The 13,915-nt window shown below is 63.6% G+C and carries 14 protein-coding genes; 12 read left to right on the top strand and 2 right to left on the bottom strand.

The genetic code is table 11. From position 1 onward, the window contains the following. Positions 1-74 precede the first annotated feature (74 nt). The 4 genes from LN996_RS11995 (at position 75) to tgt (ending at position 3,853) form a co-directional block, all read left to right on the top strand. Positions 75-614: an NUDIX hydrolase family protein gene (locus LN996_RS11995; protein ID WP_091465301.1), complete on the top strand. Its 540-nt coding sequence runs from the start codon at positions 75-77 to the stop codon at positions 612-614. Positions 615-687: 73 nt separating this feature from the next. Further along, entirely contained in the window at positions 688-1,734 is a 1,047-nt protein-coding gene (locus LN996_RS12000; protein WP_231340607.1) for a DUF6707 family protein, read from the top strand. 50 nt (positions 1,735-1,784) lie between these two features. Beyond that, positions 1,785-2,495 (top strand): SRPBCC domain-containing protein, encoded by a 711-nt coding sequence (locus tag LN996_RS12005; protein WP_231340608.1) that lies wholly within the window; start codon positions 1,785-1,787, stop codon positions 2,493-2,495. A 47-nt stretch (positions 2,496-2,542) separates the two neighbouring features. Next, positions 2,543-3,853 carry a tRNA guanosine(34) transglycosylase Tgt gene (gene tgt / locus LN996_RS12010; RefSeq protein ID WP_231340609.1) on the top strand — a complete coding sequence of 437 codons (1,311 nt, stop codon included), beginning with the start codon at positions 2,543-2,545 and terminating at the stop codon, positions 3,851-3,853. A gap of 15 nt (positions 3,854-3,868) precedes the next feature. Here the strand turns inward: tgt and LN996_RS12015 are convergent, their stop codons facing one another. Beyond that, positions 3,869-4,579, bottom strand: a complete 711-nt coding sequence (locus LN996_RS12015; protein ID WP_231340610.1) for a queuosine precursor transporter — start codon at positions 4,577-4,579, stop codon at positions 3,869-3,871. 368 nt (positions 4,580-4,947) lie between these two features. On the opposite strand from LN996_RS12015, the gene LN996_RS12020 reads away from it, so the two are divergent. The 8 genes from LN996_RS12020 to LN996_RS12055 all read left to right on the top strand — a co-directional run bounded on the left by LN996_RS12020 (position 4,948) and on the right by LN996_RS12055 (position 12,795). Continuing rightward, positions 4,948-5,610 carry a TetR/AcrR family transcriptional regulator gene (locus LN996_RS12020; protein WP_231340611.1) on the top strand — a complete coding sequence of 221 codons (663 nt, stop codon included), beginning with the start codon at positions 4,948-4,950 and terminating at the stop codon, positions 5,608-5,610. Further along, entirely contained in the window at positions 5,607-6,506 is a 900-nt protein-coding gene (locus tag LN996_RS12025; protein ID WP_231340612.1) for a TIGR01777 family oxidoreductase, read from the top strand. The genes LN996_RS12020 and LN996_RS12025 overlap by 4 nt, the downstream gene beginning before the upstream one ends. A gap of 81 nt (positions 6,507-6,587) precedes the next feature. Further along, positions 6,588-6,755: a hypothetical protein gene (locus LN996_RS12030; RefSeq protein ID WP_231340613.1), complete on the top strand. Its 168-nt coding sequence runs from the start codon at positions 6,588-6,590 to the stop codon at positions 6,753-6,755. Positions 6,756-7,300: 545 nt separating this feature from the next. After that, a complete protein-coding gene (locus LN996_RS12035) occupies positions 7,301-8,698 on the top strand; it encodes an MFS transporter (RefSeq protein ID WP_231340614.1) in 1,398 nt (465 codons plus the stop codon). A gap of 118 nt (positions 8,699-8,816) precedes the next feature. Then, positions 8,817-9,479 (top strand): response regulator transcription factor, encoded by a 663-nt coding sequence (locus LN996_RS12040; protein ID WP_231340615.1) that lies wholly within the window; start codon positions 8,817-8,819, stop codon positions 9,477-9,479. Beyond that, positions 9,476-10,888, top strand: a complete 1,413-nt coding sequence (locus LN996_RS12045) for a HAMP domain-containing sensor histidine kinase (RefSeq protein ID WP_231340616.1) — start codon at positions 9,476-9,478, stop codon at positions 10,886-10,888. Before LN996_RS12040 ends, LN996_RS12045 begins: the two co-directional genes overlap by 4 nt. Next, positions 10,881-11,897, top strand: coding sequence for a TAXI family TRAP transporter solute-binding subunit (locus LN996_RS12050; protein WP_231340617.1), 1,017 nt, complete (start codon positions 10,881-10,883; stop codon positions 11,895-11,897). The genes LN996_RS12045 and LN996_RS12050 overlap by 8 nt, the downstream gene beginning before the upstream one ends. 61 nt (positions 11,898-11,958) lie before the next feature. Then, positions 11,959-12,795, top strand: coding sequence for a hydroxymethylpyrimidine/phosphomethylpyrimidine kinase (locus LN996_RS12055; RefSeq protein ID WP_374202223.1), 837 nt, complete (start codon positions 11,959-11,961; stop codon positions 12,793-12,795). Positions 12,796-12,864: 69 nt separating this feature from the next. Here LN996_RS12055 and LN996_RS12060 read toward each other — a convergent pair whose 3' ends face one another. Continuing rightward, positions 12,865-13,797 carry a cytochrome b/b6 domain-containing protein gene (locus LN996_RS12060; protein WP_231340619.1) on the bottom strand — a complete coding sequence of 311 codons (933 nt, stop codon included), beginning with the start codon at positions 13,795-13,797 and terminating at the stop codon, positions 12,865-12,867. Positions 13,798-13,915: the final 118 nt, after the last annotated feature.

Raw genomic sequence — 13,915 nt, forward strand, 5'->3', positions numbered from 1 at the left:
CGCCGAGAGCGTAACGCCGCAGCCACCGGGACGCCGCCACGGAAGTTCGGCTGGGGATGGGGTAGAACTTAACCATGAGCGTACGTACACCCGACCCGTATCCAGGCTGGCTTTCAGATGAAGACCTCTTCGAAGCCCGCGGCCGCCTCCCCATGGTCTACGTGGAGGCTGTCCCGGTCAGGTTGGATCCGCTCGGGTATGTGAACGAAGTTGGCACGCTCCTGCAGGGCGACGCCGACGGCAACATGGTCCGCTACCTCGTCTCCGGCCGCGTCCTCTACCGTGAAACGATCCGCGCGGCGCTCCTCCGGCACATGGAAAAGGACCTCGGTCCCCTGGCCTTCCCGCAGCTGCCCATCAGCCCCGTTCCCTTCACCGTGGCGGAATACTTCCCGGCTCCGTCGCAGACCGGCTTCACGGACGACCGCCAGCACGCCGTCTCGCTGGCCTACATCATTCCCGTGACCGGTGAATGCGAACCCCGCCAGGACGCCCTCGAACTCACATGGATGACGCCCCAAGAGGTGCTGAGCGAGAACGTCCAGCAGGAATTCGACGGCGGACGCGGGAACCTCGTGCGGCAGGCACTGGCTTTCTCGGGCATCGTTCTCTAGCGGGTCCCCGCCCCCGGGCCGGCCGGTCTTTGTAGACTGGACGGCGGACCCCAAGAGAACCAAAGGACTTCCGATGACTCACAGCCCAGCCACACAGCAATACAGAGAGAAGCAGGCTGGGGACCTGTTGCCCGGAGATTTTGTCTATCCGCCCGGCGACGGGCCAGCCGCCGAAATCGGCAGCATCGAGGTGCAGCATGACGACTACGGCGTGGCCGCGCTGCTGCTGGTGACAATGGTCGACGGCGGCACGGTGCGGATCGCTGTCGGGTCCAGTGTTCCTGTGGGTGACGGAGTTTCGGCCGGCCCAGGCGATGCGGCCAGGGACGGCGACGCAGCATCGGGAGCCCCCGACTCCAGCACCTCAGGCTCCAGCACCCCAGGCTCCAGCACCCCAGACTCCAGCACCCCCGCGGAAACCGACGCCGAGGCTTCCGCCGGACCCGCCGTCGTCGTGCCTCCCCGCCCGGAAACGCCGCCCGCGTACACGGGCCCCGGCGCCGAAGAGCTAGCCCTTATCCCCGAGCCCGACGGAACCCCTGAAGCCGTGGTTCGTGCCGCCGCCGCCAACCACAAAGGCAAGAACGGCGTGCAGGTACTGTCCGAACGGCTCGCCAAGGGAATCAACACGAAGTCTGGAAGCTGCCTCCGGGACCTCAGCGACCTCGCGTTCGACCTCTGCATCGTGCTGCGCGATCCGGACCACGCCTTGGCCGTGGCGGACCTGTTGAACGTGCTGCCGTTCGACGGAAACCTGGACCGCTGGGCGTCGATCGAACGGGCGCTGGCGCTGTCCAGCTTCATCTGCCGCGAAGCCGGGCAGACCGAACGGGCCGCCGTCTACGAGAAGCTGCTGCGCGCACCCGAGTCCCAGGAAGAGGACCCGTTCAAGGCCCGGATCAATGCCAGGGTCCGCCAGCGCTCACTCAACGAACCCAATCTGTACGACAAGGAAATCTTCCGCGCAATCGACAACGGCAACCACGAAGCCGAGCGCGAATGGCGGTTCCTGCGCCTCGAAGCGCTGATGTTCCTGCGCGCGCACGGCGGTTCGAAGACCATCGGCGAGGAAGAGTTGGCCCGGAGGATCGGCAATGAGCTGGAATCGGTGCGCGCCTAACGCTGCTGCAAGGCTGTTATGTGGGCGCGAACGGCGGTAGATTCGGGGCCATGACGAACAATCTGAGCGTTGTGGTTAATGCCGATGCACAGCAGGTTTGGACCATGCTGCGTGAACCGTCGTTGGTGGCCCAATGGCATGGCTGGGAAGCCGATGATCTCACTGCCGAAATCAAGCAGATCTACTTCAACACCGACGTTGTGGAAGGGCCCGATCACACGAGCCTGGCTGTCAACGGCGGCGACGTCTTTGAACTCCACCCCGTCTCCGGCGGCACGGAAGTGCGGGTCACCCGGGTGGCCCTGGACCACGATTCCGAGTGGGCTGACTGGGACGAGGACATCACCCAGGGATGGCTCACGTTCCTTCATCAACTGCGCTTTGCCTTGGAGCGGCACCCGCACGGGCACCGGCGGACGCATTTCGTTTCCCTCCCGGGCAAGGGCGGGCCGGCGATCGAGAAGCTGGGGCTCGGGGATTTGCCGCCCGTCGGTGATGAGTATTCGCTCACGCTGTCCACGGGCGAGAAGATTTCCGGAAAGGTCTGGTTCAAGAGCCGGCACCAGGTTGGCCTGACTGTGCACAGCTACGCCGAGCACGGGGAAGGGCTGCTGATCGTCGCCGAGCAGCTGCCGATTCCGGAGAAGAGGCCCGACGGCGGGTCCATGGTGATTGCCTCCACCTACGATTTGGGGGCCCACACCTTGGCGGACATCCGGTCCTCGTGGGACAACTGGAAAGAGTCGAACTACGGGTCCTAGGGTTTTTTCGGCAGGCTGCTCCCGGTAAAGCTGGCACACTTGGTAGCGTGCCAGCTTCCTCATCTGCCCCTGCATCCTCCCCTGCGCTGCCCGGTTTGTCCCACCGGCAATCCGAGTTCTCCTTTTCGGTGGGCAAGCGCCTGACTGAAACGTGCTCGCCGTCGGACGCCCAGGTAGAGGCCAACGGCGGCGCCTTCCTGGGCCGCACCGGAACCATCACCACGCCGCACGGGACCATCCAGACGCCCGCGTTCATCGCCGTCGGGACCAAAGCCACCGTGAAAGCAGTGCTGCCCGAGTCCATCGCGGAACTCGGGGCACAGGCTGTCCTTGCCAACGCCTACCACCTGTACCTGCAGCCCGGGCCCGAAATCCTCGACGCCGCGGGCGGGTTGGGCGCGTTCATGAACTGGTCCGGGCCGACCTTCACGGACTCCGGTGGATTCCAGGTGATGAGCCTGGGCTCGGGGTTCAAGAAGGTCATCGACATGAAGAACGTGGACAGCTCCGGTCCGGATGACGCGGTGGCGCCCGGCAAGGAACGGCTTGCTCACATCGATGATGACGGCGTCTGGTTCAAGTCCCACTTGAACGGTGACCGGCACCGCTTCTCCCCCGAGATCTCCATGCAGGTCCAGCACCAGATCGGCGCGGACATCATGTTCGCCTTCGACGAGCTCACCACGCTGCAGAACTCGCGGGCGTATCAGGAGGAGTCGCTGGAGCGGACACGATTGTGGGCGCTACGGTGCTTGGAGGAGCACGCTTCCCTGACTTCGTCCCGCGTGGGCAAGCCATACCAGGCGTTGTTCGGCGTGATCCAAGGCGCCCAGTACGAGGACCTTCGCCGCAAGGCCTGCCAGGACCTCGGCGCCATGCCCTTTGATGGGTACGGAATCGGCGGGGCGCTGGAGAAGGAAAACCTGGGCACGATTGTGCGCTGGTGCAACGAGGAACTGCCCGAGGACAAGCCCCGGCACCTGCTCGGTATCTCCGAACCGGACGACATCTTCACGGCTATCGAGAACGGCGCCGACACGTTCGACTGCGTCTCCCCCACCCGTGTGGCCCGGAATTCAGCGTTCTACACGCCGTTTGGCCGGTTCAACCTGAGCGGGGCCCGCTATAAAACCGACTTCGGGCCCCTGCAGGATGGATGCGACTGCTACACGTGCGTGAACTATTCACGGGCCTACATCCACCACCTGTTCAAGGCCAAGGAAATGCTCTCGGCAACCCTCATCTCCATCCACAACGAACGCTTCGTGGTGAAGATGGTGGACGATGCCCGACTGGCCATCGAATCCGGGGACTTCTTCGACTTCAAGGCGGAGACGCTGGGCCGGTACTACTCCTAGTCGCCGAGTTCGAGGCTACGCAGCGACTACCCCGTAGCTGGGCTCGCGCTTCTTGATCCAGCCGACAACCAGCACCGTGACGGGGACGAACAGGAACTCCACGGCGGTCTTGTAGACGAAGCCAACCAGGGCGTAGTTCAGGAATGAGCCGAAGTCCGTGATGCCGATGACCGATGCGGCGATGCTGCAGAAGATCAGGGTGTCCACGAATTCACCTACCACGGACGAGCCCATCAGGCGTGCCCACAGGGATTTCTCGCCGGTGCGGGCCTTCATCTTCACGAGGATCCATGAGTTGATGGTCTGACCTGCCAGGAAGGCAAGGAGTGAACCAAGGACGATCAGCGGCACCGGCCCAAGGGCCCCCTCGATGGCTGCCTGCTTGGCGGTGCTGTAGTCGTCACTGAAACCAGGCAACACGATGATGATCCAGTAGCAGAGGGACGCAAAGACCGAGAGGGCAAACGAGGTGATGATGGCCTTGCGCGCCACCTTGAAGCCGTAGACCTCGCTCATCACGTCGCCCAGAATGTAGGCGAGAGGGAACAGGAAGAACCCGCCGTCGGTCAGGATTGGCCCGAGTGCGACGCCCTTGGACGCGCCGATGTTGGACAGGATCAGCACCACGGCCATGACGGCCAGCATGATGCCGAAATACGGGGAGCCGATTGAAGCAAAGCGTGGGGCGGGCTTGCTCAAGGTACTGGAGCCTGAGGGCGAGGGCATGGGTCATCCATTTCGTAGTGGTTCGCGCAGGCCCCTTTGTTCAGGGAGCCCCGCTGTATTAGCACTGTGGTTGGTGGGGCATACCGCCCGGCACCGGTTCCATTCTCCCACCTGCCGGCGCCCTCTCACCTCCCACGCCGTTTCCCCCGGCGCTCTCTCACCTTTCACGCCCTTTCCCCCGGCGCTCTCTCACCTTTCACGCCCTTTCCCCCGGCGCTCTCTCACCTTTCACGCCCTTTCCCCCGGCGCTCTCTCACCTCCCACGTGCTTGAAGCAAACGCTCTCTCACGTACACTTTTGAACACGTTCAGAAATGGTGGCATACTCGTCCTTGAACACGTTCAAAAGTTTCATCGAAGGAGTGCAGCATGGCAGCGAAGAGTGAGCAGACCCGCCAACTGGTAGCCGACATTGCCCTGAGGATGTTCCGTGAGATCGGCTTCGAAAAAACCACCATGCGAGCCATTGCCCAGGAAGCGGGGGTTTCGGTCGGCAACGCCTACTACTACTTCGCTTCCAAGGACGAGCTCGTCCAAGAGCTGTACCTCCAGGTTCAGGACGAACACTCGGTTGTTGCCGCCAAGGCACTCAACGACGTCCAGGATCTCGCTGGCCGCCTGAAGGCAGTGCTTCACACGGGCATCGACGTCATGGCGCCGTACCATCAGTTCGGTTCCGACTTCATCGCGACGGCGATCCGGCCGTCGTCGCCCGTCAACCCGTTTGGCGAGGCGTCCACCGCCGCCCGCGAGGCTTCGCTCGCGATCTTCCGCTCCGCCGTCGAGGGTTCCTCCCCCGCCGTCGCAAAGAAGCTTCGCGGTGATCTGCCAGAGTTGCTGTGGCTGGCCTACATGGGCGTCGCGCTGTTCTGGGTCTACGACAAATCCGAGGGCCAGCGACGCACGCGCAAGCTGATCGACGGGGCCGCGCCTTTGGTGGCTCGCGGCTTGTCGCTGGCTAAGATTCCGGGCGTGAGCAAGGTGTTCGACGACGTCCTGGGACTCGTCCGCAACGTCAAGGAAGACTCATGAGCTCGCAGACAGTGGTGATCGCGGGTGCCACCGGCTTCATCGGCAACTACTTCCGGCAGCGATTCATTGCCGAGGGCTGGCAGGTTCGAACGGTTGGGCGGGACGCGTCGGCCGATGCGCAATGGAACGACGACGGCGCCATCACCAGAGCGCTGAACGGCGCCGAGTTGTTGGTGAACCTCGCCGGACGCTCCGTGAATTGCCGTTACAACGAGCGGCGCCGGCGGGAGATTCTGGACTCCCGGGTTCTCACAACTCGCGCCTTGGGCCGGGCGGTTGCCGCGTGCGCCGAACCGCCCGGGACGTGGATCAATTCCAGCACTGGAACCATCTACCGGCACGCGGAAGACCACCCGCAGTCGGAGGTTTCAGGCGAACTCGGCAGTGGGTTCTCCGTGGATGTCGCCCGTGCTTGGGAGGACGAGTTGGCGGCAGCTGATGTGCCGGGCACCCGCAGAGTGCCCCTGCGCATTGCGATTGTCTTGGGGGCCGGGGGCGTCATGAGCCCTCTCCGGAATCTTGCCCGGCTCGGCTTGGGCGGGCACATGGGACCGGGCACGCAGAAGTTTAGCTGGATCCATGTGGAGGACTTGTTCCGTGTTGTCCTGTTCATCCACGGTCACGGTGAGCTGAGCGGTCCGGTGAATGCGGCGACACCCTACCCCGTAGACAACCGCGAACTGATGTCACTGGTCCGGCAAAGCATGGGCGTCCCGTTCGGAATTCCAACGCCCGCATGGCTCCTCGAGGCCGGCGCTGTCCTGATCCGGACGCAGACAGAACTGGTGCTGAAGAGCCGCTGGGTGGAACCCCGGAAGTTGCTCGATGCGGGCTTCGCGTTCGAGCACCCCTCGCTTGCTGGCGCTCTCAACGAGATCGCCGAGGGGAATCGATGAGCGCGGTCAGTCCCCCGGCAGCCTGCCGATCGGAACGCTGCTAGGCAAGGCACTCCGCGCCGTCCGCAATCAGTGGTGCATGTGGCTGCGTTCGTTGTTGCGGGAACAGCTGCCGGCGCGTTGGTCGGCGCACTTTTCAGCACACTTCCCATTATTGGCTTTTCTGTCTGCACGGCCGTCGCCGCCGGAATCGGCCGGCTATCAATCTGGAAGCTCGTCCGCACCAACGACGAACCCTCTCTCAGCTAATCGGCCGTTCAACCCACCGCTCTCTCACCTCATTGAGAGTTTCAGCGACCCTCCATCACCTATTCGCGCCTTTGGAGGGACGCTCACTCACATGACGCGATGACGACGGCGGTCCAAGGGGTCGCGTCGTTCCCTCGGCCGTCCCCGAAAATTTCGCCATGCCAGCACGGTAACCCCCGAAACCCCCATGAAGTGAGCGAGGGTCCGCCAAAACACGACAGACGGTGAGCGAGGGTCCGCCAAAACACGACAGACGGTGAGCGAGGGTCCGGGGCGAGCGGCCGCCGTCGAGCATTAACGTTCGTGGGCCAGGCCCGCACCCCAACGCAGGCCGAAACCTAAGGAAGTGTTAGGAAATCCCCCGCGAGCTAGGGCTGTGCCGTGCATCACCCCTAGTTTGGAACATGTCCTCTTCACCTTGGAGGGCCTTTCTTAGTCGACGAAGAGCCATGCGCAAGGACGCCATGAGCACCAGCTTCATGGACAGAACGAACTCATGCAAGACACGGCCGCTGCAAAACGCTGCCGTCCAGGAAGGTTCATTGATGAGCACCCAACAAGCTGAAACTCTGAGCGAAGCCGCCCAGACACGCAAGGCCGTGAGCAACATCCTCAAGGGCTCCGCGGGCAACCTCGTGGAGTGGTTCGATGTTTACGTTTACACAGCTTTCGCGGCGTATTTCCAGTCGCACTTCTTCAACTCCTCCGACGACCTTCAGGCCGGCCTCGAGGCGATGGCCGTCTTCTCGACGTCGTTCCTCATGCGCCCGATCGGCAGCTGGTTCTTCGGCCGCTACGCCGACCGCAAGGGCCGCAAAGCTGCCCTGACACTCAGCGTGACCATGATGTCTGCCGGCTCCTTCGCCATCGCCATTCTGCCGACGCAGGACGTTATTGGCCTGTGGGCCCTGATCCTGCTGGTGTTTATCCGCATGATCCAGGGTTTCTCGGTGGGCGGCGAGTACGGCACCAGCGCCACCTACATGTCCGAGGCTGCGACGGCCAAGCGCCGCGGCTTCTTCTCCAGCTTCCAGTACGTCACGCTGATCGGCGGGCAGATGCTGGCCCTCCTGGTACTGGTGATCCTGCAGAACACCATGAGCAAGGAAGACCTGACCGCGTGGGGCTGGCGCATTCCGTTCGCCATTGGCGGCGTGGCGGCGCTGGTCGTGCTCTGGCTTCGCCGGTCCATGGAGGAAACCCTCTCTATTGACCAGCTCCGCGCCGCGCACGTCAAGGTTGAGGGCGAGGCCCAGCCTGGCACTATGAAGCTGCTGTTCACCAAGCACTGGAAGCCGCTGCTCATCTGCATCGGCATCACCCTCGGCGGCACCGTGGCGTTCTACACGTACACCAACTTCATCCTGAAGTTCATGAACGATACGTCCGGCATCGCCAAGACCGATACCTCCGTCATCAACTTCTGGGCGCTGTTCATCTTCATGCTGCTGCAGCCCGTGTACGGCATGCTCTCGGACAAGATCGGCCGGAAGCCGCTGCTGATCTGGTTTGGTGTGACCGGTGTGCTCTTCACGTGGCCGCTGCTCTCCACACTTGCTGGAACCAAGGACCCGTTCGTGGCGTTCCTGTTGATGTTCGGCGGCCTGCTCATGGTTGGTGGCTACACATCCATCAACGCGCTGGTGAAGGCAGAACTGTTCCCGGCATCCATCCGCGCCCTCGGCGTGGGGCTCGGTTACGCGATTGCCAACTCGCTGTTCGGCGGTACGGTGCCGCTGATTGGTGCTGCGTTGCAGAAGTCGGGCCAGGTGGACATGTTCTTCACCTACGTCACGGCCGCGATCTTCATCTCGCTGTTGGTCTACATCTTCGCGCTGAAGAACAAGAAGGCGACGCACTTGGACGCGGAGCAGGGCAACGCTTTCGCGGCGAAGGGCGCCGTGAAGGACGACGACGGCACGAAGGATCGCGTCAACGCCTGACCCAGGTGCCTTGTGAGGCCCGTTCTGCGCACTTTGGATCCTCCGAAGGGCGCAGAGCGGGCCTCACAACGTTAAGCTCTAGTAGCAAACCCGCCCGCGACCCAAAGGACCAGAGACAGTGCACGTGCTCATCGTCGAGGATGACGACGCCATGGCGTCGGCCTTGAGCGCAGCCGTCGCCTCTGCTGGTCACACGCACACCCGGGTATCCCGGGGCGAGGACGCGCTCCTGGCCCACCGGCAGCACGAGGTGATCCTGCTGGACCTTGGCCTTCCGGACTTGGACGGCCTGGAAGTCCTGAGGAAACTCCGGCAGGTCACCCAGATCCCCATCTTGATCCTGACGGCCCGCGATGACGAGAGAAGTGTGGTTCTGGGACTCCGTTCGGGGGCCGATGACTACCTGGTCAAGCCCGTGAAGCTCGTGGAATTGCTCGCCAGGATCGAAGCCGTGACGCGGCGAACCAACCGGTCGGGCCAGCAAGCCCCCCACAACATCGTCCTTGGAGAACTGGAAGTAGAGCTCGATCGCCGCGTGGCCGCCGTCGGGGAACGGCACCTCGCCCTGACGGCAACAGAGTTCGACCTCCTCAGCCTCCTCGTCAGGAACGCAGGCTCGGTGGTGACCCGCGAGCAGATCCTGGACGCACTCTGGGGCGACGCATTCCTGGCGCACTCCCGGTCCTTGGACGTGCATCTCACCGGCCTGAGGTCCAAGCTCCAGCTGCCGGGATTCATCATCAATGTCCGCGGCGTCGGCTATCGCGTTGAGCAACCGTGAAGTTCCGCGTCCTCGGCATCCTGAGCCTGCTGGTGGTGATCATCGTGGTGACGGTCTCCAGCGTGATCCTGACATCGGCCGGCCGCGAGCTCACCCAGGAACTGCAAATCAACCGCGTCGTCGCGCTGAACCGCTTTGCCCAACTGGCCAGCGATGCTGCGGAAGACAACGACACCACTCAACTGCAACGCGAGATGGACCGCTATTCCGAGCTTTACGGTGAGGGGATCCTGATCCGACTTCAAGAAAAGACAATCCGTTCCGGCGGAATCAGCGCGGACCAGCCCGAGGCCCGGGACGCACTCAACCGGGCCAGCCTCAACCTCAGCGACACCACACTCAACCCCATCCGAGCTTTCGGAAGCGGCAACGACATCATCTCGCGGTCCTTCGGTACCGCCAGCCAGGTACTCGGCGAGGTGGTCCTTGAAGTGGACCTCGACGCGGCCCGGCAGAAGCTACGGGAGCGGTGGCTCGTCGTCGGGCTTGCAGCTGTGGCGCTGGGTGCGCTGCTCCTGTTGGCGGCATTACGCATCACCGGCTGGGTCCTTCGCCCGGTCCACAGACTGAGCAAGGCAGTCCACGAACTGGAAACCACCGGCAAAACCAGCCAGCTTCCCGACGCAGGGCCGCCGGAACTGCGCGAGCTCAGCCGCTCCTTCACGGCCATGGCCGATACCCTGACGGAAAGCATGGAGTCCCAGCGCCGGCTCATCGCCGATACCTCGCACCAGCTCCGGAACCCCGTTGGCGCGCTGCGCTTGCGGATCGATTTGCTGCAGCTGGAGCTGAAAAGTGAGCCGGGGCAAGATGCCGCTGCCGGCGTTGTCGCGGAACTTGAGCGAGTGGAGGAAATGCTCGACGGCGTGCTGAAGCTGGCTGCGGCGGAACACCGCGCCTTCGAGGGGTCTGCCCGCGCGGATGAAGCAGACCATCAGCGCTTGGCCGTCATCGATCCCTTCCCAGTCCTGCAGGGCGAAGTCGAGCGGGCAGCACGGGCCGCTCACCTTGCCGGATCACAGCTGACGTTGGAAGACCCGACGTCCGAAAGCCACATCGTGTGCGACCCCGACGAACTCGCCCACATGGTGGGTGAACTCCTCACGAACGCCATAAAGTACGCACCCGGCTCCCGTATCACGGTGGCGACCCAACCGACGCAAGGAGGGACCGCCGTCGTGATTTCCGACGACGGTCCCGGCCTCCCAGCCGAACAGCGCGCTGCGTCCACCACCAGGTTCTGGCGGGCGCCGCAGCATGGCAAGATCCCCGGCAACGGCTTGGGCATGACCATCGTGGAGCGGCTGGCGCAGGCCAATGGTGGGCGGCTAGTCCTTGAGCCGCACGAGCCCCACGGCCTGACAGCACGCCTCGAGTTCGTGAAACCGGAGGAGGACACACATGCCTGATTCCCCCGTGTTCTCCCGGCGAAGCGTCCTCAAAACCGCCGTCGCCACGGGCCTGGGCGGCAGCCTGCTCGCGTCGACCACCGCCTGCACGCCGGAGGAACAACCAAAAGAACTCACGGTTGCCGGTGGCGAATCCGGCGGTTTCTACCTGGAGTTCGCCACCCTGCTCGCGGCCTTGCTGCAGCGCAAAGGCGTGGCCGCAAACGCCGTCGCGCTGACCACCGGCGGGAGCCTTGAAAACATACAGCGGGTTGTGTCCGGCGAGGCGACCTTCGCCGTCGCGCTGGCCGATGCAGCAGCGCAGGCCGTTGCAGCAGCGCAGGCCGCAGCGCCCGACGCAGCGCCCGCCGGGAAGCCAGCACAGCCCGGAGACCTTGTTGCGATCGGCAAGGTGTACCAGAACTACGTTCACTGCATCGTGCGGGAGGACAGCGGGCTACGGACCCTCGCGGACCTCGCCGGGAAGACCGTGGGCGTGGGTGAAGTGGGCTCGGGGACCACGTTGACCGCTGGACGGATCATCACAGCGGCGGGACTTGCTGAACCACCCCGCACCGTGAAGCAGGTGAACCTCGGCTTGAACCAGGCCCTGGCCGCCTTGCGGGAGGGTTCCATTGACGTGATGATCCAGTCCGGAGGTGTCCCGACGGCACCCATCGCTGCGGCAGCCCAGGAAATCGGCGTGCGTCTCCTCGACATTTCCGAGTTCATCCCCGCAACACGGGCGCAGTCGGGATTCTTCTATGATCGTGTCCTGATCCCGACCAACAGCTACGGCAACGCTCCCGCCGTGTGGACCATCGGCGTCGCGAACCTGCTCCTGTGCCGCAGGGATCTGGCCGACCATGTTGTTCGGCAGACGGTGGAGTTGCTGGTGGACCAGGCCCAGGATCTGGTTCCGACGTCGAGCACCGGAGTGCAGTTCCTCAGCCCCGAAACCCTCATCAACACCGCGGGTATCCCGCTGCATCCGGCCGCGGAAGCTGCTTACAGGGCGCTGCACGGCTAGGCCTCGCGAGTGTCGGGGGCCTGAATCGGCGTACGGCCGGGCAACTGGCAAAATGGAAACCATGACTTCAGCCGTTGCCCCTGCCATCGCCCTGACCATCGCCGGCTCCGAAGCGACCGGTGGCGCCGGCGCGCAGGCCGACCTCAAGACCTTCCAGGAACTCGGAGTGTTCGGCATCGCGAACCTCACGTGCATCGTTTCCTTCAACCCCCAGGACAACTGGAACCACCGCTTTGTGCCGGTGGACCAGCAGGTTATTGCAGACCAATTGGAAGCCACGACGGCGGCGTATGGTGCCGCTTCCGGCGCACCTTCTGTGTTGGACACGGTGAAGATCGGCATGCTCGGAAGCCCGGCAACCATCAGCACCGTGGAGAAGGCACTCACTGATGCTTCGTTCACCAATGTGGTCCTGGACCCTGTCCTGATCTGCAAGGGCCAGGAACCGGGCCACGCCTTGGACACCGATCAGGCCCTGAAAGCCCAGATCCTGCCGCTGGCAACGTTTGTCACACCGAACCACTTCGAGGCCGAGTCGCTGTCCGGACTCACCATTACAGACGAAGAATCGCTCAAGGCCGCGGCGATCCGCATCCACGAGATCAGCGGCGCAGCAGTCCTCGCCAAGGGCGGGGTGCGGCTGGAAGGCCCGGACGCCGTCGACGTCTACTACGACGGCGAAACGCTGGAAGTCCTTCGCGCTCCGAAGGTTGGCGAAGTGGCTGTGTCCGGTGCTGGCTGCTCCCTTGCTGCAGCTGTGACCGCCGAACTCGCGAAGGGCGCGACGCCCCTTGAAGCTGCACGGACGGCCAAGGCTTTCGTGACTGCCGGCATCAAGAACCGGGTGTCCTCCGGCGCTCCTTTTGATGCCCTGTGGCAGGGCGGGGCTCTGTCCTAGCCTCTCTCGATACAGACAAAAGCAGCCGCCCCGGAAACGCTTCCGAGGCGGCTGTTTTTTTCGTGCGGGTTAGCGCGAGACCTTACCCATGAGCGACGCGATCGGGCGCAGGAACAGGGGCCGGGCGAGGAACCAGGCGGCCGCAGTGAACACGATGGAAGCTGCGAAGATGCCAAAGCCCCACCAGCTGTTGTTGTCGTCGTTGGATGCGTACATGTGGTTGAGGTTCCTCAGCGCACCAGTGGCCAGCACCAGGGTCACGTGGACTATCACGAACGCGACGAAGTAGATCATCACCGGGAAGTGGATCTTGCGGGCCAACTCGATCGGGTAGAACTTATTGATCGCGGCCTTCTTGGGCCACGCCCCGGACATCCGGATACCCGTGATGATGGCCAGCGGGGCGGCGATGAAGACCGTGATGAAGTAGGTCAGGAGCTGCAGGCTGTTGTAGTTGTTCCAACCATTTTCAACGGGCCAGTTCAGGGACGCGTACTGCAGGCCGGCGGAGACAGCGTTCGGGAAGACATCCCAGGTGGTGGGGACGATCCGCAACCATTGGCCGGTGGCGAAGAGCAGCACGATGAAGATGATGCCGTTGAGGACCCAGAGCGCGTCCAGCGTCAGGTGGAACCAGAGGTCCAGGCTGATCTTGGTGGGCGGGTTCTTGGTCTTGATGAAGCCCTTGTTGTTCCGGGTCCAGTTGGCGGCCGGGCGGGTGGTGGTCCGCACCTGCCAGCCGGAACGGATGATCAGCACGATGAAGAACATGTTGAGGAAGTGTTGCCAGCCCAGCCAGGCGGGGAAGCCGGTGGGAGTGCCTTCAGGAATGGCTGAGTGCCCGGGGTAGTCGGTGAGGAACTGCTGCACCGGCTGAAGGGTCCGGAGCCATTGCGCAACGAGCACCAGGATCAGTGCCACCACCAAAGCTCCTGCGGTGACGGCGACGGGTTTGAACCACCTGTTCGACGTGATCCCGGACGACTTGCTTGAAACGGACATCAGGCCGCGTTCCTCTCTGGCTTGTTTGGCTGCGACCAGTTGGCGCTATATAGCGATTCAACCAGTTGCAGCCCGACGGTGAAAACGGCACCCGGGTTTCGGGGCGTCGGACGTCAAA

The sequence above is a fragment of the Arthrobacter sp. AK01 genome (genome assembly GCF_021109375.1).
Classification (GTDB): Bacteria; Actinomycetota; Actinomycetes; order Actinomycetales; family Micrococcaceae; genus Arthrobacter.

Coding starts and splice junctions, on each gene's coding strand:
- LN996_RS12020 (WP_231340611.1), top strand. CDS start 4,948: ATGGCAGCGAAGAGTGAGCAGACCCGCCAACTGGTAGCCGACATTGCC.
- LN996_RS12005 (WP_231340608.1), top strand. CDS start 1,785: ATGACGAACAATCTGAGCGTTGTGGTTAATGCCGATGCACAGCAGGTT.
- LN996_RS12050 (WP_231340617.1), top strand. CDS start 10,881: ATGCCTGATTCCCCCGTGTTCTCCCGGCGAAGCGTCCTCAAAACCGCC.
- LN996_RS12015 (WP_231340610.1), bottom strand. CDS start 4,579: ATGCCCTCGCCCTCAGGCTCCAGTACCTTGAGCAAGCCCGCCCCACGC.
- LN996_RS12055 (WP_374202223.1), top strand. CDS start 11,959: ATGACTTCAGCCGTTGCCCCTGCCATCGCCCTGACCATCGCCGGCTCC.
- LN996_RS12035 (WP_231340614.1), top strand. CDS start 7,301: ATGAGCACCCAACAAGCTGAAACTCTGAGCGAAGCCGCCCAGACACGC.
- LN996_RS11995 (WP_091465301.1), top strand. CDS start 75: ATGAGCGTACGTACACCCGACCCGTATCCAGGCTGGCTTTCAGATGAA.
- LN996_RS12025 (WP_231340612.1), top strand. CDS start 5,607: ATGAGCTCGCAGACAGTGGTGATCGCGGGTGCCACCGGCTTCATCGGC.
- LN996_RS12000 (WP_231340607.1), top strand. CDS start 688: ATGACTCACAGCCCAGCCACACAGCAATACAGAGAGAAGCAGGCTGGG.
- LN996_RS12060 (WP_231340619.1), bottom strand. CDS start 13,797: ATGTCCGTTTCAAGCAAGTCGTCCGGGATCACGTCGAACAGGTGGTTC.